Source organism: Arthrobacter sp. sptzw42, assembly GCF_059089685.1.
Map to the genome: position 1 here is coordinate 297,224 of NZ_JBNHEX010000002.1, position 19,924 is coordinate 317,147.

At 64.3% G+C, this 19,924-nt stretch carries 18 protein-coding genes and 1 pseudogene; 6 read left to right on the forward strand and 13 right to left on the reverse strand.

The annotated features are described in order from the left end of the window. Positions 1-39 precede the first annotated feature (39 nt). Positions 40-795, reverse strand: coding sequence for a YebC/PmpR family DNA-binding transcriptional regulator (locus AC5RT4_RS03435; RefSeq protein ID WP_494039810.1), 756 nt, complete (start codon positions 793-795; stop codon positions 40-42). A gap of 4 nt (positions 796-799) precedes the next feature. After that, positions 800-1,510: a pyridoxal 5'-phosphate synthase glutaminase subunit PdxT gene (gene pdxT / locus AC5RT4_RS03440; RefSeq protein WP_494104864.1), complete on the reverse strand. Its 711-nt coding sequence runs from the start codon at positions 1,508-1,510 to the stop codon at positions 800-802. A 92-nt stretch (positions 1,511-1,602) separates the two neighbouring features. On the opposite strand from pdxT, the gene AC5RT4_RS03445 reads away from it, so the two are divergent. Both AC5RT4_RS03445 and AC5RT4_RS03450 read left to right on the forward strand, forming a co-directional pair. Beyond that, a complete protein-coding gene (locus AC5RT4_RS03445) occupies positions 1,603-2,895 on the forward strand; it encodes a MurT ligase domain-containing protein (protein ID WP_494039812.1) in 1,293 nt (430 codons plus the stop codon). Beyond that, a complete protein-coding gene (locus AC5RT4_RS03450; protein ID WP_494104865.1) occupies positions 2,892-3,650 on the forward strand; it encodes a type 1 glutamine amidotransferase in 759 nt (252 codons plus the stop codon). The genes AC5RT4_RS03445 and AC5RT4_RS03450 overlap by 4 nt, the downstream gene beginning before the upstream one ends. A gap of 50 nt (positions 3,651-3,700) precedes the next feature. On the opposite strand, the gene AC5RT4_RS03455 is transcribed toward AC5RT4_RS03450, so the two are convergent. Then, positions 3,701-4,975 (reverse strand): CapA family protein, encoded by a 1,275-nt coding sequence (locus AC5RT4_RS03455; RefSeq protein ID WP_494039814.1) that lies wholly within the window; start codon positions 4,973-4,975, stop codon positions 3,701-3,703. Positions 4,976-5,059: 84 nt separating this feature from the next. Between AC5RT4_RS03455 and AC5RT4_RS03460 the strand changes: the two are divergent. After that, positions 5,060-7,071 (forward strand): annotated as a pseudogene (locus AC5RT4_RS03460) (M3 family metallopeptidase). Positions 7,072-7,310: 239 nt separating this feature from the next. Here the strand turns inward: AC5RT4_RS03460 and pdxS are convergent. The 6 genes from pdxS to AC5RT4_RS03490 form a co-directional block, all read right to left on the reverse strand. Continuing rightward, positions 7,311-8,237 (reverse strand): pyridoxal 5'-phosphate synthase lyase subunit PdxS, encoded by a 927-nt coding sequence (gene pdxS / locus AC5RT4_RS03465; protein WP_494039816.1) that lies wholly within the window; start codon positions 8,235-8,237, stop codon positions 7,311-7,313. 147 nt (positions 8,238-8,384) lie between these two features. Next, positions 8,385-9,008, reverse strand: a complete 624-nt coding sequence (pgsA, locus tag AC5RT4_RS03470; protein WP_494104866.1) for a phosphatidylinositol phosphate synthase — start codon at positions 9,006-9,008, stop codon at positions 8,385-8,387. Continuing rightward, the gene (locus AC5RT4_RS03475; RefSeq protein WP_494039818.1) at positions 8,998-9,585 is read right to left on the reverse strand and encodes an HIT family protein; all 588 of its coding nucleotides are present in this window, start codon (positions 9,583-9,585) and stop codon (positions 8,998-9,000) included. Before AC5RT4_RS03475 ends, pgsA begins: the two co-directional genes overlap by 11 nt. 17 nt (positions 9,586-9,602) lie before the next feature. Further along, positions 9,603-11,612: a threonine--tRNA ligase gene (thrS, locus tag AC5RT4_RS03480; RefSeq protein WP_494104867.1), complete on the reverse strand. Its 2,010-nt coding sequence runs from the start codon at positions 11,610-11,612 to the stop codon at positions 9,603-9,605. Between the two features lie 117 nt (positions 11,613-11,729). Beyond that, positions 11,730-15,218, reverse strand: coding sequence for a DNA polymerase III subunit alpha (locus AC5RT4_RS03485; protein ID WP_494104868.1), 3,489 nt, complete (start codon positions 15,216-15,218; stop codon positions 11,730-11,732). Next, positions 15,215-15,553, reverse strand: a complete 339-nt coding sequence (locus AC5RT4_RS03490) for a DUF6504 family protein (protein ID WP_494039821.1) — start codon at positions 15,551-15,553, stop codon at positions 15,215-15,217. Before AC5RT4_RS03490 ends, AC5RT4_RS03485 begins: the two co-directional genes overlap by 4 nt. A gap of 133 nt (positions 15,554-15,686) precedes the next feature. On the opposite strand from AC5RT4_RS03490, the gene AC5RT4_RS03495 reads away from it, so the two are divergent. Further along, the gene (locus AC5RT4_RS03495) at positions 15,687-16,076 is read left to right on the forward strand and encodes a hypothetical protein (RefSeq protein ID WP_494039822.1); all 390 of its coding nucleotides are present in this window, start codon (positions 15,687-15,689) and stop codon (positions 16,074-16,076) included. 19 nt (positions 16,077-16,095) lie between these two features. Here the strand turns inward: AC5RT4_RS03495 and AC5RT4_RS03500 are convergent, their stop codons facing one another. Beyond that, positions 16,096-16,416 carry a chorismate mutase gene (locus tag AC5RT4_RS03500; protein WP_494039823.1) on the reverse strand — a complete coding sequence of 107 codons (321 nt, stop codon included), beginning with the start codon at positions 16,414-16,416 and terminating at the stop codon, positions 16,096-16,098. A 19-nt stretch (positions 16,417-16,435) separates the two neighbouring features. On the opposite strand from AC5RT4_RS03500, the gene AC5RT4_RS03505 reads away from it, so the two are divergent. Then, on the forward strand, positions 16,436-16,858 hold the full coding sequence (locus AC5RT4_RS03505) for a VOC family protein (protein ID WP_494104869.1): 423 nt from the start codon (positions 16,436-16,438) through the stop codon (positions 16,856-16,858). A gap of 55 nt (positions 16,859-16,913) precedes the next feature. Here the strand turns inward: AC5RT4_RS03505 and AC5RT4_RS03510 are convergent, their stop codons facing one another. Then, the gene (locus tag AC5RT4_RS03510; protein WP_494104870.1) at positions 16,914-17,675 is read right to left on the reverse strand and encodes an SOS response-associated peptidase; all 762 of its coding nucleotides are present in this window, start codon (positions 17,673-17,675) and stop codon (positions 16,914-16,916) included. A gap of 124 nt (positions 17,676-17,799) precedes the next feature. Here AC5RT4_RS03510 and AC5RT4_RS03515 point away from each other — a divergent pair, with 124 nt between their 5' ends. Beyond that, positions 17,800-18,057 carry a mycoredoxin gene (locus AC5RT4_RS03515; protein WP_494104871.1) on the forward strand — a complete coding sequence of 86 codons (258 nt, stop codon included), beginning with the start codon at positions 17,800-17,802 and terminating at the stop codon, positions 18,055-18,057. On the opposite strand, the gene AC5RT4_RS03520 is transcribed toward AC5RT4_RS03515, so the two are convergent. Then, entirely contained in the window at positions 18,058-18,804 is a 747-nt protein-coding gene (locus AC5RT4_RS03520; RefSeq protein WP_494104872.1) for a lipoate--protein ligase family protein, read from the reverse strand. It abuts the gene before it with no gap. A 162-nt stretch (positions 18,805-18,966) separates the two neighbouring features. After that, positions 18,967-19,770: a thioesterase family protein gene (locus AC5RT4_RS03525; protein ID WP_494104873.1), complete on the reverse strand. Its 804-nt coding sequence runs from the start codon at positions 19,768-19,770 to the stop codon at positions 18,967-18,969. Positions 19,771-19,924: the final 154 nt, after the last annotated feature.

The following is a 19,924-nucleotide window of genomic DNA, read 5'->3' on the forward strand; positions in this document are numbered from 1 at the left end:
CTTGCGAGGCGGGACGGATTCAGGGGGCAAGGCCGGGCGTCACTCGGATTCCAGGGCAGCCTGGACTTCGTCGCTGAGGTCGGCGTTGCTGTAGACGTTCTGGACGTCGTCGAGGTCCTCCAGGGCGTCAACGAGCTTCATGAACTTCCTGGCGGCTTCAAGGTCCAGGGGCACTTCCATGGACGGAACGAATTCGGCCTCGTCCGTGTCGTACTCGATCCCTGCCTCCTTGAGGGCATCCCGGACGGCCTGGAGGTCCTTAGGATCGGAGTGGATCTCGAACGAGTCGCCGTTGTCCTTGACTTCCTCGGCACCGGCGTCGAGGACAGCCATGAGGACGTCATCCTCGGTGAGGTCCTTCTTCGGCAGGGACACCACGCCCTTGCGGCTGAAGAGGTAGCTGACCGAGCCGGGGTCGGCGATGGTGCCGCCGTTGCGGGAAATGGCCAGGCGGACTTCCGAGGCGGCGCGGTTCTTGTTGTCCGTCAGGCATTCGATGAGCAGCGCCGAACCCTGCGGGCCGCGGCATTCGTACATGATCTCGGTGTAGTCGACCACTTCACCGGTGAGCCCGGCGCCGCGCTTGATGGCGCGGTCAATGTTGTCAGCCGGAACAGAAGTCTTCTTGGCTTTGGTCACGGCCAGTTCGAGGCCCGGGTTGCCGGAAAGGTCCGGGCCGCCCATGCGGGCAGCGACTTCGATGTTCTTGATCAGTTTGGCGAACGACTTTGCACGGCGGCTATCGAGGATGGCCTTCTTGTGCTTCGTCGTTGCCCATTTGGAGTGGCCTGACATGCTACTACGCTTCTCCTCTGATCATGCGGATAAAAAGTTCGTGTACGCGTTTTTCCCCAGTCACTTCCGGGTGGAAGGAGGTGGCCAGCAGGTGGCCGGAACGCACTGCAACAATTCTAGCCGTCCCCGGCAGCGGGACGGCGTGGGACGCGTGCTCCGGATCCGCGGGTTCCACCTGGGCCAGGATTTCCACCTCCGGGCCTACGCGTTCCACCCAGGGGCCACGGATGAAGACGGCGTGGACGGGAGGAACGCCGGCATCGGTGGCGCTGAAGTCCAGTCCCTTAAAGTCCAGGTCCGTTTCGAAGGATTCCCGCTGCCGGCCGAACGCGTTGCGCCGCACCGTGATGTCCAGCCCGCCAAACGTCTGCTGTGGTGCCCCGGAAAGGTCGGTGGCGGGGTCGGCGATGTCCGTGGCGAGCAGAATCATGCCGGCGCAGGAGCCATATACAGGCAAACCGCCGGCGATGCGGTCCTGGATGGGTCCGGCCAGGTCGAAGGCACGCGCGAGTTTGTCGATGGCGGTGGATTCGCCGCCGGGAATAACCAGGCCGTCCAGGCCGTCCAATTCCTTCGGGCGGCGGACGCCAACGCCCTCGGCTCCGGTTTCTTCAACAGCACGAAGGTGCTCGCGGAAGTCTCCTTGGAGTGCCAGCACGCCTATGCGCAGGCCGGCACCCAGGCGCGCGGCAGCCGCTGAAGGGGGATTTGTCATCCATCCAGCATACGGGCCGCGGCCTCTTTGACCTGCCTGGCATGCCCCGCCCCGACGCCGGTTCCATGCCGTTGCTGGGATATATTCGACTAATGCTCTATTTCAGTGTTCCGCTCGGCAAGCTGGTCCGCCGGGTGTCCCGGCTGCGGGGCGGCGGGTCTGCCTTCCCCGGACTGGTGGTCGAAAAAATCGATCCGGGCTTTATGCGGCGGACGCTCACCACGCTCCCCCACGGCGTCGCCGTGGTCAGCGGCACCAACGGCAAAACCACCACCACCAAGATGGTGGTGGAGCTGCTCGAGAGCCAGGGGCTGAAGGTTTTCACCAACCGCACCGGCAGCAACTTCACCCGCGGTGTGGCTGCGGCGCTGCTGGGCGAGGTGGACTGGCGCGGCCGGCTCGACGCCGATGTCGCTGTCCTGGAACTCGACGAGGCCCACGCCGTGCACTTCGTCAACAGTGTGCCGCCCCGTTACTGCCTGCTCCTGAATGTCCTCCGCGACCAGCTGGACCGGTTCGGCGAGATCGACAAGACAGCGCAACTGCTCCAGCACATCGCAGCCAAGACCACCGGAACTGTGGTGCTGAACCGTGAGGACCCCCGCGTAGCGAGGATTGCGGAGACCCTTACGGGGCAGGAGGTCAAGTACTTCGGCCTGGATGATTCGCTGCTGGGCACCTTCCCGAACGATGACGACATGCGCGCCGCTCCCGGAAGTCCCGCCCCGGCGGACCTTCCGGACAAGCCGGCGGCCGACGTCGTACTCCGCAAAGTAGGTGCGGACACTGCCGAATTTGAGTACGACGGCGTCACGGTCACCACCGGGATGAAGCTGCGCGGCGTGTACAACATCTTCAATGCGGCCGCCGCGCTGACCCTCGCGCGGAGCATTTGCGGCGGCGGCGCAGCCACCGCCGACCACGGCACACTGCTGGCGGCACTCGCCCAGGTTGCGCCCGCCTTCGGACGCGGCGAAAGCCTCACCGTGGACGGCCAGCCCCTGGACCTGGTCCTGGTCAAGAATCCCAGCGGGTTCCGGCTCGGACTGAAGTCCTTTCCCGCCGGCGGCTACGCCACCATGATCGCCATCAACGACAACTACGCTGACGGCCGCGACATGTCCTGGCTCTGGGATGTTGAGTTCGACTCGCTGCGCGCAGGCGGAGTGGACCAGCTGACCGGCTCCCGCGCCTACGACATGGCACTGCGCCTGCAGTACGACGAGGTGCCGATCGGCGGCGTGGAGACCGAGATTGCGCCCGCCCTTGCTGCCTTCATCAGGGAAGCCCAGGGCAAGCCGAAGCGCATCTTCTGCACATACACCGCCATGCTGGCCATCCGGCGCGAGCTGTCCAAAATCACCACCGTGGAGGTTGTCTCGTGAGCCAGGCAGGCGCGGATACAGCGGAGAGCGCGGAGAGCAAGGGCACCCTCCGGGTGGTGCAGCTCTACCCGCGCGACATGAACATCTACGGCGACTGGGGGAACGCCCTGGTCCTCAAGCAGCGCATCCGGTGGCACGGCTACACACCGGAGCTGCTCGAATACAACGTGGGCGACCCCTTCCCGGAAGACGTGGACATTATCGTGGGCGGCGGCGGCCAGGACAGCGGGCAGCTGGTGATCCAGGACGATCTGCAGGCGCGCGCGGAGGTGTTGAAGGACCTGGCCGAGGACGGCGCCCCCATGCTGGTCATCTGCGGCCTTTACCAGCTCTTCGGACGTTTTTTCAAAACCCGGACCGGAGCGGTCATTCCGGGCATCGGCGTCCTCGACGTCGAAACCCATGGCACGGACGAGCGCCTGATCGGCAACGTCAAGGTGGCTACCCCCGAGTTCGGCGAAGTGCTGGGTTACGAAAACCACAGCGGGCAAACCACCCTGGGCAACGGCGTCCGCCCCCTCGGCACCGTGGCCAAGGGCACCGGAAACAACAGCAGCGACGGCCATGAAGGTGCCCGCTACCGAAACATCGTAGCCAGCTACCTGCACGGGTCGCTGCTGCCGAAGAACCCGGCCATTGCCGACTTCCTGATCAAAACGGCAGCGGAGCGGAAGTTCGGGTCCTTTGATCCCGGCCAGCCGAACGACCGTTACGCGGAACTCGCCAGGGAACACGTGGCGCGCCGGCCCCGCTGAGAGTTCGAGGGTCCGGCTGCCGACGGCGGCACTCCCTTTTCGGGGCCGGTTTACGGTTCGCGCGTGATGAGGAGCTCATGGGCGCCCGCCGCTGCAGCACCGCGTGCTTCCACCACGGTCCCGGTCCGGTGCCGGGTCGCCGCATCCGCTTCCGGGCCGGCACATGGACCCTGCGGCGCGTCGGCTGCTGCCGAGCACCAGCGGTAAGGGTCGCGGACAATCACGGACGGCACCCAGCCCAGATCCGTCGCGGACCATTGTCCGGATTGGTCCTGGCCGAACTGCACCCTTACCAGGAGCCCTTCGTTGTTGACCAGGTACCAGGGAGACAATTCTGTGACGCCGTTGCCGAGGCCGTACACGATCCAGGTGCCCTTGTAGTTTTCGATGGGCTGCACGGCGTGCGAGTGGTGCCCGTAGACCAGGTTGAACTGTCCGCTGTCCACCAGCGCATGCGCCGCTTCCTGCTGCTGGGTGTTCGGTTCACTGGAATACTCATCGCCGGCGTGCATCGCTGCCACCACGATGTCCGCTCCCAGGGCCCTCGCCTTGTCAGCCTTGGCGATCATCTTTGCCGGTTCCAGCATGTCCACCTGCCAGGGGTGGTCGGGGAGCAGGCCGTTGAGCCCGTAGGTGGCCTGGATGAGGGCTATCTTTGCGGCCGGCGTTTGCATGATGAGGATGCTGTGCGATTCGTGCTCGGTCCGGTAGGAGCCCGTGTGCTGCAGCCCGGCAGCATCCAAGGCGTCCAGGGTTCGCAGCAGCCCGTCCGTGCCGCGGTCGATGGTGTGGTTGCTGGCCGTGGTGCACCCCTGGTAACCCACGTCCTTGGCCGCGGCGATGATCTGGGGCGGGACGTTGAACGACGGATACGCGGAGAACGGACCGTCAGGTAGCGCCACCGGCGTCTCCAGATGGCAGATGGCAAGGTCGCTGTTGTTGATGTACCGGTGTTGGCCCTGCAGGAGGGGCCTAAAATCCAGACCAGGCTTCCCGGCTGCTGCGGCGTCCTGCTCTGCCTGCTGCCACAGTTGGGCGTGGACGAGCATGTCCCCGGTAACAAGGAGGGTGGCACAGCGGACCGCAGGGCAGGGCGGGCCTTTGCCCGGGGTGGGGGCGGGTGCGGGTACGGGTGTTGGGGTTGAAGTGGCCGCAGGGGCCGGACCGGCGCCGGAACCCCCGCCCCGCGTAGCAGTCTCCGCAGGCCGCGGCCCCTGCCCGTCCTGTTCAGCGACCAGGCCGCAGCCGGCCAGCAGGGCAGCTGCGAGCAAGGTGCCGATGGTGGCGCCGGTTCGCGGCGCAGCGCTGCGCCAACTGATCCCCATAGCGGTCAGTTTAGATAAAGTCCCGGGCCGCCACGAGCATTTGGGGTCGTTGAGATGGCGTGGCCGGTGTGGAAGATTTGCGGCATGACAAACCCTCTGCTCTCTCCCAGCAAACTGCCGTTCGCTCTGCCGCCGTTCGCCGACATCGAACCTTCCCATTACGCTGAAGCGGCAGAGGCGGGGTTCGCGGAGCATTTGGCGGAAATCCAAGCCATTACGGAGAGCCGTGATCCTGCCACTTTCGATAACACTGCGGTGGCAATGGAGCGCTCAGGCCAGTTGCTGCAGAGGGTTGCCGCCGCCTTTTTTACCCTCGTCTCTGCCGATGCTTCCGAGGAGATCCGGGAACTCGAAACCCGGCTTGCGCCGCTGTTCTCAGCACACCAGGACGAGGTGTTTTTGAACAAGGCACTGTACGAACGCTTCGCGGCCATCGGGACGGCCGGGCTTGATCCGGAGGCGGGCCGTCTCGTGGAGGAGTATCTGAAGGAATTCCGGCAGTCCGGTATCCAGCTGGATCACCCGGACAGGAGCGGCTCCGCCAGCTCAACGCCGAACTGTCCAGGTTGGGCACAGAGTTCGGCCAGCGGGTCAAGGAAGGCATGAAATCCGCGGCACTCCTGCTTGAGGATCCCGCGGACCTGGCGGGGTTGCCGGACGATGACGTGTCCGCTGCCGCGGAAGCAGCCCGCGCGGCCGGGCACGACGGGAAGTTCCTCCTGGCGCTGATCCAGCCGAGTAACCAGCCCGCCCTGGCCGCACTGGAAAACCGGGAGATCCGGCGCCGGTTGTATGAGGCGTCCGTGGCCCGCGGCAGCAGCGGCGGGAGCCTGCACGTGCTCGACCTCGCCCGGTCCATGGCGGCCCTGCGCGCTGAAAAAGCGGCCCTGCTGGGTTTTGCCAACTACGCTGAAATCGTGGTGGACCGCCAGACCGCACCTGATTTCGAAGCGGTCCAGTCCATGCTGAACCGGATGGCGCCGGCGGCGGTCCGCAACGCAGATCGTGAGGCAGCGGCTCTCGCTGAGGCAGCCGGGCACCCCTTGGAAGCCTGGGACTGGGCGTTCTACTCCGCGAAGGTCCGCAGGGAAAAGTACGAGGTAGACGAGCAGGCCCTCCGGCCATACTTTGAGCTGGACCGTGTTCTCACCGACGGGGTTTTCTTCGCTGCCACGTCGCTCTACGGCATCACCTTCCACGAGCGGAAGGACCTTTCCGGCTACCACCCCGATGTGCGCGTCTGGGAAGTCCGAAACGAGGACGGAAGGGCCCTTGGGCTGTTCCTCGGCGACTACTACACCCGGGGGACCAAACGGGGTGGCGCATGGATGAATTCCCTAGTGGAACAGTCGGCGTTGCTGGGGACCATGCCCGTCGTTATCAACAACCTCAACATCTCCAAGCCGCCCGCCGGCGAACCTGCGCTGCTGACTCTCGATGAACTGCGAACCACCTTCCACGAGTTCGGACATGCCCTGCACGGGTTGTTCTCCGATGTCACGTATCCGCGGTTTTCCGGAACGTCGGTTCCGCGGGACTTTGTGGAGTACCCGTCCCAGGTGAACGAGATGTGGATTATGTGGCCGGAGGTGCTGGCCAACTATGCGAAGCACTACAAAACCGGGACGCCGCTTCCGCAGGAGATTGTGGACAGACTGGATGAATCACGGCTCTGGGGTGAAGGGGTCGCCACTACGGAGTACCTGGGGGCGGCGCTGCTGGACCTGGCCTGGCATGTCCTCGGCAGCAGCGAGGTGCCTGAGGACGTCGTGGCTTTCGAGGACAAGGCTCTGGCAGCTGCGGGAATCGCCCATGCCCTGGTGCCGCCGCGCTACCGCACCGGGTACTTCCAGCACGTCTTCGCGGGAGCCGGTTACGCGGCCGGCTACTATTCGTACATCTGGAGCGAAGTGCTGGACGCCGAGACGGTGGACTGGTTTACCGAACATGGAGGCCTCACCCGGCCCAACGGCGAACGCTTCCGGCAGGAGCTGCTGTCCCGTGGAAACAGCCGCGACCCCCTCGAGTCCTTCAAAACCCTCCGCGGCCGCGAAGCCGAACTGGAACCCCTCCTAAAGCGCCGCGGCCTCGAGTAAAGCACTACTCCCCTGCAAAAGGAACGACGCCGGTCCCCCACCTGAAAAAGGCGAGGAACCGGCGTCGTACATAAAACATAAGGCGACCGCTTAGAGACGGACGGAGTTATCCGGCAGCGCGCGTAAAAGGGCCCCCGCGCCCCAGCCAGCTACAAAAGCTGCCAGGGAAGCGCGGGGAATAGCGCGCAGAGGATGGCGCCGTCCGGCGCCCCACAGGCGCCAGCCCCTGGACGAGCGATTTACCAGCCGCGCTCGGCGAGGCGGTGGGGCTGGGGGATCTCGTCGACGTTGATGCCCACCATGGCTTCGCCGAGGCCGCGGGAGGCCTTGGCGATGACGTCGGGGTCATCGAAGAAGGTGGTGGCCTTCACGACGGCGGCGGCGCGCTGGGCGGGGTTGCCGGACTTGAAGATACCGGAACCGACGAACACGCCGTCAGCGCCGAGCTGCATCATCATGGCAGCATCGGACGGGGTGGCGATGCCGCCGGCGGTGAACAGGACCACGGGCAGCCTGCCGGCAGCGGCAACTTCCTTGACCAGGTCGTACGGGGCCTGCAGTTCCTTGGCCGCCACGTACAGCTCGTCCTCGGGCAGGGCTGCGAGCTTGGCGATTTCGGAACGGATCTGGCGCATGTGCCCGGTGGCGTTGGAAACGTCACCGGTGCCGGCCTCGCCCTTGGACCGGATCATCGCCGCGCCCTCGTTGATGCGGCGCAGCGCCTCACCAAGGTTGGTCGCGCCGCAGACGAAGGGAACCTTGAAGTTCCACTTGTCGATGTGGTTGACGTAGTCGGCCGGGGTGAGGACCTCGGACTCGTCGATGTAGTCCACGCCGAGGGACTGCAGGACCTGCGCTTCGACGAAGTGGCCGATCCGGGCCTTGGCCATGACCGGGATGGACACGGCGTCGATGATCTGGTCGATCATGTCCGGATCGGACATGCGTGACACGCCGCCCTGGGCGCGGATATCGGCCGGAACGCGTTCCAGCGCCATCACAGCAACGGCACCGGCGTCCTCGGCGATGCGGGCCTGTTCGACGTTAACGACGTCCATGATGACGCCGCCCTTGAGCATCTCAGCCATGCCCCGCTTCACGCGGTTGCTGCCCGTGACGCTGTTCGCGGACGAACCGGCCTCGCTGCTTACATCAGGTGTAGACACAAAAACCCCTATGGGTAGATAGATGACATTCGCCGGGTATGCAGGGCGGCAGGAAGGTGCCATATCTGCAGACTCCGGGTTGCCGGATCCATTGACCGGGCAGTACCAATACTAGTCTCACCGCGCCCGGGCGGCTTAATTGGTGTGCTAATCGGCAGGGGTTGGTTCCGCCAGGGCCTGGCGGCGTACGGCCACCATGCGCTGGACCACCGTGATGAAGCTGGCAAGGGCCAGGAGTACGAGCGTTGCGAGCAGCACCACCTGCGGCAGCCCGAGGCCGGTAAATCCAGTGACGACCAGCACGGACACGAGCCGTTCGGCCCGTTCTGCTATGCCAATGTTGGCGGTGAAACCCAGGGACTCCGCCTTGGCCCTGGCGTAGGAGACCACCATGCCCAGGACGAGGCAGACGGTGGCTGCCATGGCGATGGGAACGTTAGCACCACCGGTGAAGAACCACACGGCCACGCCGGCGAAGAGCGCGCCGTCTGCAATCCGGTCCAGGGTGGAGTCGAGGAAGTTGCCCCATCGGCTGCCCACCTCCTGCATCCTTGCCATGATGCCGTCCAGGACGTCGGAGAAGATAAACGCGGTGATGAACAGTGTCCCCCACCAAAGCTGCCCCATCGGGTAGAAGACGAGGGCTCCCACCACCACCCCGGCCGTGCCGGTAATGGTCACCGCATCCGCTGAGACACCGATTCGAAGGAGCCAGCGGGCAAGGGGGGTGAACAGGGCGGTGAAGAACTTGCGGGCGTGCTTATTCAGCATCCGTCTCCCCGGGCCAGGCGTCAGCGACCTGTTGGCGGACCTCGTCCAGGGTCTGCGTGATCGCCTTGGTCTGGGCGATGATGGGGAAGAAGTTCCCGTCACCGCCCCAGCGCGGAACGATGTGCTGGTGCAGATGCGCGGCGATGCCGGCGCCGCCCACCACGCCCTGGTTCATGCCGAGGTTGAACCCGCCGGGGTTTGATACTTTCCGCAGGACCCGCATGGCCGTCTGGGTCAGTTCGGCGAACTCCGCCGTCTCCTCGAGCGTCAGGTCGGTGTAGTCGGGGATATGGCGGTAGGGGCAGACCAGGAGATGTCCAGGGTTGTACGGAAACAGGTTCAGCACTACGTAGCAGGTCTTCCCCCGGTGGACGATCAGCGCATCCTCGTCGGTCCGGCCGGGCCCGACACAGAAGGGGCAGTCGTTTTCGTTCTTGAACTGGTGCTGGCCGCCTTTGATGTAGGCCATGCGGTGCGGAGTCCACAGGCGCTGGAAAGCGTCCGGGACACCGGCGAGGTCAAAGTCGTCGGTAACGCCGGCATCGTCCGGATATCCTGCGCCTGTGTTCTCCTGCACGGTGCTGTTCCGTTCCGCTAGCTGGTCCGGTTACGGACGGCTTCCGTGATCCGCTTGATTGCCTCTGCGACTGGCACGCCGTTGTCCTGGCTTCCGTCGCGGAAGCGGAAGGATATGGCGCCTGCCTCGGCGTCGTCGCCGCCGGCGATGAGGACAAACGGGATCTTGTCCTTGCTGGCGGTGCGGATCTTCTTGGGGAACCTGTCCGAGGTGGTGTCCACTTCGGCCCGGATACCGGCGGCCTTGAGTTGGTCGACGACGTCGAACATGTACTCGTTGAACGCCTCCGCCACCGGGATACCCACCACCTGGACGGGAGCGAGCCAGGCGGGGAAGGCGCCGGCGTAGTGCTCGGTGAGCACGCCCATGAAGCGTTCGATCGAGCCGAACAGTGCCCGGTGGATCATCACCGGCCGCTGGCGGGTGCCGTCAGCGGCCTGGAATTCCAATTCGAAACGCTCAGGCAGGTTGAAGTCCAGCTGGATGGTGGACATCTGCCAGGTCCGGCCCAGAGCGTCCTTCGCCTGCACGGAAATTTTGGGGCCGTAGAACGCCGCTCCGCCCGGATCCGGAACAAGCTCCAGCCCTGATTCCTGGGCGACTTCGGCGAGGGTGCGGGTGGCTTCCTCCCAGGTGGCGTCATCACCTACGTATTTTTCAGGATCCTTGGTGGAGAGCTCAAGGTAAAAATCGTTCAGCCCGTAGTCCTTGAGGAGGCCAAGGACGAAGTTCAACGTCTTGGTGAGTTCGTCCTTCATCTGCTCGCGGGTGCAGTAGATGTGGGCGTCGTCCTGGGTCATGCCGCGGACCCGGGTGAGGCCGTGCACCACACCGGACTTCTCGTACCGGTAAACGGAACCGAATTCGAACAGGCGCAGGGGCAGCTCGCGGTAGGAACGTCCGCGCGAACGGAAGATGAGGTTGTGCATGGGGCAGTTCATCGGCTTCAGGTAGTAGTCCTGTGCCGGCTTGCGGATGGTGCCGTCGGCGTTGAGTTCCTCATCAACCCGCATGGCGGGGAACATGCCTTCCTTGTACCAGTCGAGGTGGCCGGAGACCTCGTACAGGTGGCCCTTGGTGATGTGCGGCGTGTAGACGAACTCGTAGCCGGCCTCGACGTGGCGCTGCCGGGAGTAGTCCTCCATCTCCTTGCGGATGATGCCGCCCTTGGGGTGGAACACCGGCAGGCCTGAACCGAGCTCGTCAGGGAAGGAGAACAGGTCCAGTTCGACGCCGAGCTTGCGGTGGTCACGGCGCTCGGCTTCGGCGAGGCGTTCCTGGTAGGCCTTGAGGGCCTCCTTGGTGGGCCATGCAGTGCCATAGATCCGCTGCAGCTGCTGGTTCTTCTGGTTTCCCAGCCAGTAGGCGGAAGAGGAACGGGTCAGGGCAAAAGCGTTGGAAATCATTTTGGTGTTGGGCAGGTGGGGGCCGCGGCAGAGATCGCACCAGACGGTGGTCCCTTCCTTGCGCTCAACGTTGTTATAGATGGTGATGTCGCCGGCGCCCACCTCGACGTTTACGCCTTCGCCGGCTTCGGCGGCCTCGTTTTTCTTGCCCAGGAGTTCGAGCTTGTAGGGCTCGTTTCTCATGGCTTCGCGGGCCTCGTCCTCGGACACCACCCGCCGGACGAATTTCTGGTTCTGGTTGACGATTTTGAGCATCATCTTTTCGAGGGTTTTGAGGTCCTCGGGGGTGAAGGGCTCGGCCACGTCAAAGTCGAAGTAGAAACCGTCGGTGATGTAGGGGCCGATGCCCAGTTTGGCGTCCGGGCGCAGCTGCTGGACGGCCTGGGCCATGACGTGGGCGGTGGAGTGCCGGAGCACGTTGAGGCCGTCGGGGGAATCGATGGTGACGCCTTCGACGTCGGCGCCTTCCGGAAGTTCCTGGTCCAGGTCCTTCAGCTCGCCATTGACACGGGCTACAACAACATCACGGCGCTCAAAGAAGAGTTCCGCACCGGTTGTCCCGGTAGTCACCTTGGTCTCTTCGCCATCGACGAGAAGGGTGATCTGCTGGGCATCTGACACGGGTGTCTCCTATTCAAAGTTAAGGGCTTCATAGCTTGTGGCATACGGGGACCACAGCCAGCCACCGTCAATGCTATCGGGTCAGCAGAGGGCCGACCAACGCGGCGCACGGCAGGATCAGCCGTTAAATCCCGTGATGGCCAGGCTCCTGCTGATTCCATCCAGGGGATGTGGGCCGACCGGAGCCAAGGCCTCCGAATCCGGGAAGGGCAGGGTCCCGGTCTGGCTGAGGTCCCAGGCCATGCTTGCGCTGATGCTGATTCCCCGTGGTCCTGTCCTCCGGGTGGTGCCGCGGATCAGCAGCATTCGGGTCCCGAAAAGGAGCAGGCCGGCTTTCTCCTGGGCCTCATGGAAGAAGACCGAATCGATGCATCCAGTGCCGTCATCGATGCTGATGAACACTACCCTCCTGCCGCCGCGCATGGGGGGTGTCTGGGTGGCCACGCGCACTCCGGCCACCAGCACTTCGGTCCCGTTGCGCAGGCCCAGGAGCTTGTCCGCGGTGGTTACCCCCAACCTGTCCAGCATGGGCCGGTGGCTGTTTATGAGGTGGCTGCTGACGTCAACAGCCAGGAGGTCCAGTTCTGCCCGGACATTTTCAATGAGGGTGGGTTCCGGAAGTCCCGGCTTGAGGTTGCGCAGTTCAACATCGCCCAGGGGAAGGGACAGCTGCCCCTCGAGGACCTCGACGCCTTTCCGCCCGCCCGCCGTGCTCTGGAGCTGTTGCAGGTGCTGAACGAGGTCTGCCCGGTTGGCAGTGCCGCCGGCCTCACGGTGCAGGGAATCAAAAGCTCCCAGCTGTGCCAGGCGTTTGATGCTGGGTTTGCTGAGCCGCGAGCGCGCGCGGAGGTCTGCGAGTGAGTCATAGGGCTGGCCTGCCACGATCCTTTTCAGTTCGGTGGCGGACAGCCCATAGATTCCGTTCAGGCTCAGCCTGATTCCCAATTTTCCTGCATCGGGTCCCTGCCGAACCCGTTCCACCCGGTATTCCCCCTTGCTGCGGTTGATGTCCAGGGGAAGGATGGGGATTCCCATCCTTCTGGCTTCGGCCACCAGCAACCGTTTGGGGTACATGCCGGGATCGTGTTCCCACAGTCCGGCCAGGAAGGCTTCGGGGTGATGGGTCTTCAGCCAGGCGGACTGGTAGGTGGGTACGGCGAAGGCAGCTCCGTGGGCTTTGCAGAAACCGAAGCTGCCAAAGGCCTTCAGGGTCCCCCAGACGTTGTCCACTACTTCCGGGGAATAACCCTTTTTCCGGGCTTCCCGGCGGAAGAACTTCTCAACAGCCAGTTCCTGGACCTCGTTGCCCAGGGCACGCCGGAATTCGTCAGCCCTGGCCAGGCCGCAGCCGGTCATCACATTGAAGGTTTTCAGGATCTGTTCATGGAAAACCGTCACCCCGTGGGTTTCCGCAAGGACGGGCTTCAGGTCTGGGTGGGGGTATACCTCGGGTGCGAATCCATGCCGGTGCTCAAGGAAGGGCCGGACCATGTCGGATTTCATGGGCCCGGGCCGGAACAGGGAAATGTCGATGATGAGGTCGTTGAACTCCCGCGGCGCCAACTTGCCGATCAGCTCGCGCTGCCCTGGTGACTCAATCTGGAAGCAGCCCAGGGTATGAGTACTCCTGATGAGTTCAAAAGTTGCCTCATCATCGAGGGGAATGGCGTTGAGGTCGATGTGCCCGTTTTTAGCTATGTAGTCCGGGCCTGATCCGTCCTGCCCGGAACCATGCTTACCGGCTTCCACTACTTCCTTCTTTGAAGGGTGGATCCGGATGACTTCCCGGACCGCAAACGCCATGGCACTTTGCATCCTGACTCCCAGGACATCGAGCTTGAGCATGCCCATGGGGTCCATATCGTGTTTGTCGAACTGGCTCATGGGCAGTCCCAGTCCGCTGGGCTGTACCGGGGTGCGGTCCAGCAAGGTGGCGTCCCCCAGGATCACCCCACAGGGATGCATCGAAATATGCCGCGGCAACCGGTCCAGGCGTTCCGTCAGGTCCACCAGCAGGTCCAGCTGCTGGTTTCCGTGGGCATCGCGCTGTTCTACGCGGCCTGCAAACTCCCGCAGTTCAGGTTTTTCCTGCAGCGCCTCCCGGAATTTCCGGGCGGAGAACCGCCACATCTGTTTGGCGATGTCCCCCACATCGCCATCATCCATACCCAGGGCCATGCCCGCGTCCCGGACTGCCCCTCTTGCCCGGTATCCGTTCTGCATGCTCATCAGCGTGACCCGCTCGGAACCGAAGCGTTCGAAGATCCGGCGGTAGACGTTATGGCGTTCGGCGCTTTCGACGTCGATGTCAATGTCCGGCAGGGTGGCCCGGTCCCGGGAGAGGAAGCGTTCGAAGATCAGGTCATGCTGCAGTGGATTGACCTGGCTGACGTCGATCAGGTAATTGACCAGGCTTGAGGCACCTGATCCGCGGGCTGCTGCCCTGACCCCCATGTCCTGGATCATGCGGGATACTTCGGCAACGGTAAGGAAGTAGGAAGAAAACCCCAGGTTCTGGATAATGCCGAGTTCGTGCCCGAGCCGGTGGTGCATCTGCTTCTCACTGCTGCCCGAAAGCCCCGGGAACCGCCTTCCGATTCCCGCCTCGCAGCGTTGCACCAGTTCAAGGTGCGGATCCTGGCTGATCCCGATTACGGAGGCTTCCGGCACGACGGGCTGCTTCCAGCCCATATCGGTTTCGGGGTCCATCCTGCAGAGATCGGCGAGCGCCTCGGTTTGTGCGATCAGCTGCTTGAGGTCTGCTGCACCGTATCCGGCGGCGGAGATAATTTCCCTGCCCAAATTCAGCATCTGGCCGGCGGATTTCAGCCAGCCCTGGCCGTTGGGTTGCAGCATTGGTTCCTGGGCCAGCTCCGGCAGCGATTTCAGGGTCCGGGCTGAGTCAAGGACATCGGCCGTGGCAGCGCCGTCCTCCGCGCAGTACCTCACAGCGTTGCTGAGGATGGCCGGAACGTGATGCTCTTCCGCGAGCTTGAGCATGCGGACGGCATGCGACGTACTTAGAGGTGCTCCCGGGGCGCTGAGCTGGGAGACGATTTCGGTGACCACTGTTGCCGGGGGCATGGCATCAAGCCATTGCTTGAAGAGCGTCCGGGGCCGCAGGTACCGGCGGCCTCCCATGGCACGCCCGACGTCGGAATCCGGCCCGATCAGGACCATCAGCACGGGTTTGAGGGTTTGCGGGTCCAGGGTACGGGAAGCAAGTTCCGCCCTGGTTACAGCCACGGGCACGGTTCCCCCGGACTTGCCCGAAGTGCGGGCGTGGGCATCGGACACCAGCCGGCACAGTGCACGGTACCCTGCACCGTTGTTGTTGCCGCGCGCGAGCACCACCACGCGGCCTGCCAGCTGGGTGCGGTGATCGCCGTCGTCGTCATACACCGCCAGGTCCACACCGACTATGGGATCAATGCCGGCGTCCATGCAGGCTTTGAGGTGCTTGATTGTTCCGTAGAGCCCATCACGGTCAGTGCAGGCGAGCGCGGTTGCCCCGTCAGCAGCGGCGGCCTGGGCCAGCTCCTCAGGCCAGGACACGCCATAGTGGGCACTGAAGGCAGTAGAGACGTGGAGGTGCGTGAAGCTCATGCTGTTCGTGGGCGAAGGGCGTCATGGATCCGCAGCAGCCGCCACCGGCCGCTGCGGATGTGGCGGGTCAGATCAAGAGTGAGCGGTTCATCCTGACCATTGCCCGCAGCGGAAGCTGGACCTGAGGGAAGCACCTGAACCCGCCAGATTTCATGGTCAACCAGTCCGGGCCCGGTGCCCAGCGGTGCACGGCTTTCTTCAGCCCACCACTGCCGGCGCTCGTACCATCGGACCGGCTCGGCGCAGACTGAATAGGACCGCCCTGCCCATTGCAGGCTCACCGGCTGGCCATCCTGGTTGCAGGCAACATCCACGGATTCACTGAACATCCCCATGGGCACCTCCCGGCCAGAGCAAGAAACTCGAACACATTCGAATATGTGTTCGAATATTTCAAGTCTAAGCCAGCGGCGGCACAAATCCTAGGCGGGGGTGGACGGACTGATTCGCAGGGAGCAGGATTGTGCCATGAGCACCCATGACGCACTCCTCAAACAGGTCAGCATCAAGGCCCAGGACTCCACCCTCGTGGCTACTTTCGACATCGACGGCAATATCCCCGGGTCCGGCGCCTATGTGGTGGGGCTTATGGCAGCCAGTCCGGACTACTCATCCCAACGGCGTTTGGGTATTGAATTCATGAACGGGGAGGCGATCGCCTTTTTCTCGTTCAATCACGAACAGAGCACGGAAGAGAACTACGATCTTTCGGGCGTCACACACTCCGGCAACACCATCACCGGGCATTTCCCGCTCGCTGCCATCAACGGGCTCGGCCAGGGGCACGTCATCACCGGCTTCAGCGAAGCGGACGGCAGGGAGTTCCAGTCCAATGTTCCGGTGGAGGAGAACCTGTAAACAGCTGGGCTGAAACGGCTCAGCTGTTCTCTTTGTGGACCCGGAGTTCGAGTTCGATAAAGCCCGAGATCATGGCACGGTAGGTGGATTCCACGATGTCCGGGTCAATGTCTTTCTTGGCAGCTGCGGAGCGGACGTGCTCGATGACCCGCTCCACCCGGCCCGGGGCACGGACCTCGGCGTCGTCACCCTTGAGGGTTCCGGCAATCCGGATCAGCCGCTCACGGCGGGCAATAAGGGCAACTATCTGGTCATCCACTTCGTCAACGGCAACCCGGACGGCAGCGAGCTGTTCCTTATCGGCCAGGGCGTCCCGATCATTCCCTTGAATTGTTGCCATCCTCTGACAGTATCGAACCATGCAGCCCAGAGTCGACTTCATTTCACTAGGCGTCCGCAGCGTTCCGGTATCCCGCACCTTCTATGTTGAGGGCCTTGGCTGGCCGGTCCACCGTGAGTTTACGGGGGATGTGGTGTTCATCCAGGTGAACCACGGCCTGGTGCTGTCACTGTGGGACGTTCGCCAGATGCAGGCCGATGCCGGGGTCTCCGAACCCGGCCCCGTCCCCTGCATCACGCTCAGCCACAACCTGCCAAGCACTCAGGATGTGGACCGGGTCATGGATGAGGCGGCCGCAGCGGGAGCCGCCATCATTGCTGAACCCATCACCCAGCCGTGGGGCGGCTACAGCGGCTATTTCGCGGACCCGGACGGCTTCCGCTGGGAGGTGGCGTATAACCCCGCATGGGCAGTGGACGACGCCGGATCGGTTACCCTTTAGCCCTCCGCTCAGCGGTCCGGGGACCTGCAGGCCAGGGCCTGAAAATTGGTTAGGCCTAGAACAGGGCTTCCACCGGGCGGATCAACTCCGGGCCGTTATTGCGGACATTACCCACCTCTTTGCCCACTGATTCAACGCGCCAGTCCGATGCCACGTCCTTGACCCCGGACCGGACCAGGTCAACCAGCGCCGCGGCGTCATCGGCCTGCGGGTCCAGCCAGGCCTGCATGGTGGCCTTGTCCATCGGCAACGGGACGCGGTCATGCAGCGCGGTCAGCTTGCCTAAAACGGTGGCTTCAGTGCCGGGGGGCGGGGTGTCGGCGGTCAAGATGGACGTGGAAAGCATCCACCCGCCCGGTTCTCCCGCAGGCCGGCCGGGATCCTTCCACCATTCATAGAGCCCGGCAAAAACCAGGCCCCGGCCTTCACCCGGGTGCACGTAGTAGGGCTGCTTCGCTTTTCCGGAGCCCTGCTTCCATTCGTAGTAGCCATCTGCGGGCACCGCACACCTGCGTGATTGGACAGCCTTGCGGAACGCCGGCTTTTCCAGTACCGATTCGCTTCGGGCGTTGATCATCCGCGAGCCGATGCCCGGGTCCTTGGCCCACGACGGAACCAGCCCCCACCGGGCCACGTGAAGCTGACGCACCTGCCTGGGCTCCGCACCCTCATCAATCAAGCGCTCCAGGACGATGGGCACATCGTCAGTCGGCGCAACATTCCACGACGGCGGGATGCTCACCTCATCCTCAAGTTCGGCGTCAAACTCTGCCAGGAGGTCCCCCACAGCACGTGCCATCACATAGCGTCCACACATGGCTCCAGCATGCCATCGGCGGCAGAAGCTGTCATCCAGGGACGCTGCAGGCGCACGAAGCCGGGAATACGCGGCTTTCCTCTACCGTTGTCGGGAAGGAAACCTCGACTCATAGGAGAAACTTATGGACTTCATTCCCGAATCCGGCACGATCACCATGTTTTCCACCACCTGGTGCGGCTACTGCAACCGGTTGAAGAAGCAGCTGGACTCGCAGGGCATCGGCTTCACCGAGATCAACATCGAGGAAGTGGAAGGCACCGCAGAACTTGTGGAGCAGCTCAACGGCGGCAACCGTACGGTGCCCACCGTCCTGTTCCCGGACGGCACCGCGGCCACCAATCCTTCCGCTGCCGAGGTCAAGTCCCGCCTCGCGGCCTAGTCAGGCCCCCAGGCTGCTGAAGGCAGCGGTGCCCAGGGTGGCGTTGCCGGCATAGGCGGCCAGCAGTGCTTCCTCCACGGCGGCGACGTCCACCCCGGGCACAAGGTCGTTGACGGCTCCCGCCGTAGCGGGGTCCCACTGCAGCCCCAGGGCTGCATAGCTGTCGGTGAGGACCTTGCGGATGGGGGCGGAGTTCTCCACCACAATGACCGAGCTGAACAGCCAGCCGCCGGAGACCACCCGCTGTGCCGTGCCCACCAGCTTCACCGGCGGGCCGCCGGCGGGACCCGAGCCGTGCACACTGTATTCCCCCGGGCAGTACTCACCGGGGATTTCCCCTACAGCCGCCCGCACCCCTACGCTCTGCAGCGTTTCGGCAAACAGCTTCCCGAAGTATCCGAACCTGCTTTTGGAGCCGGCGATGGCGTCGGCGTCCGGCTCGATGTGATCCACCACGAGGGTTCCTTGGTGGTATGCGGCCGCGCGCCCTCCTGCGCGGCGGACCAGCGGCTCAAATCCGTTGTCGCGGCAGGCTTGGGCGGCTGCCTCGAAGCCGGGCAGCCGGGTGTCCCGCTGGCCGAAGGCGACGGTGGGGGCAGGACGGTACAACCGCAGCGTGGGGCCGATGCTGCCGGTCCTTGCCTTGGCCAGGAGCTCCAAACCGAACTCCAGGTCCCGGGCCGCCCCGAGCGATGCCTCCTGCCGCACCACTGTGAGTGTGCGGTGTCCCGGTCCGGCCTGGTGCATGGTGCGAAGCTCCCTTTAATATCGTGCAGTTCCTTGGTGGCGCCGCCGCACCGGCAGTGACTGGCCGGGGCCGGCTCAGGCTGATAGGCCTCTTTCCGCCGGAGGCGCATCGCAAGCCTTCCGCGGACAAGCCAAGCCTAGGGTACGCCGCAACCCGGTCCGTCAGGTCCTGCGCACGGTCAGGATCTGCTCTGCCCGGCCGAAAGGGCCCTGGAGGTCGTGCAGCACCGTTGACGTCAGGCCGATGCCGTCCCGGCCAAAAGAGACGGCGTTGTCCAGCCCCAGCCACTCCCCCGCCGGGCGGCGGTACATGTGGATCTGCAGGTCGAGGTTGGGGAACGCGTAGCTGTCCTTCCCCGGCGGCACCCGGGCGGCGATGCCGTTGGCAGTGTCCACCAGCCCCATCAGCCGGGCGAGGTCGCCGCTGTCAGCGCTGTCCGTCAGGGGGTGGTCAGTGCGCAGCCATACCTTGCCGGCGCCCGGCCGGTGCCCTTCCGCCACGCGCATCTCCAGCGAACGGATGTAGCCGCCCGGCCACACCGCCCCGCCGTCGTAGGGCTTGCACTCCTCGGGTCCGGGTATGCCGGCGTCTTCCACTGCGGCCACGTCGGAGGTGTCGCTGGTGATCATCCGCCAGGCCGTGGCCCGGATGACCGTCCGGCCTGCGGCCACCAGCTCGGCCTGCAGCAGTTCAATGGTCCGTCCAGGCCGCAGGGTGGTGGTGTCAATGCGGAATTCGCCGCCGGGAATCAGGCCCAGAATCTCGTAGCTGAGCCGGGCCATCCGCATGTCCGTGCGCGGCTGGTGCCGTTCAAGGCTGTCAGCCATCAGCCCGGACGCAGGCGCCATGTGCTGCTCGTGGACGTTCCAGGCGCCCTGGGCGTGGATGGTGGACCGGAAGCGGCCACCGCCCAGGGATTGGTAGTAGAAATTTCCCTCGGCCAGTTCAGGCAGATCAGCGGACAACGTTGGCCCTTCCAGGAGATGTCAGTGAAGTGGCAATAACTCTATCGTTTAGCCCCGGAACCGCTCCTGGAGACGCTGGCCGACGCGGTGAAATGTTTGGAGCCCGGGACCTGTCCTCTGGGTAGACTCAGGAACTGGTCCTGTCAGCAACCCT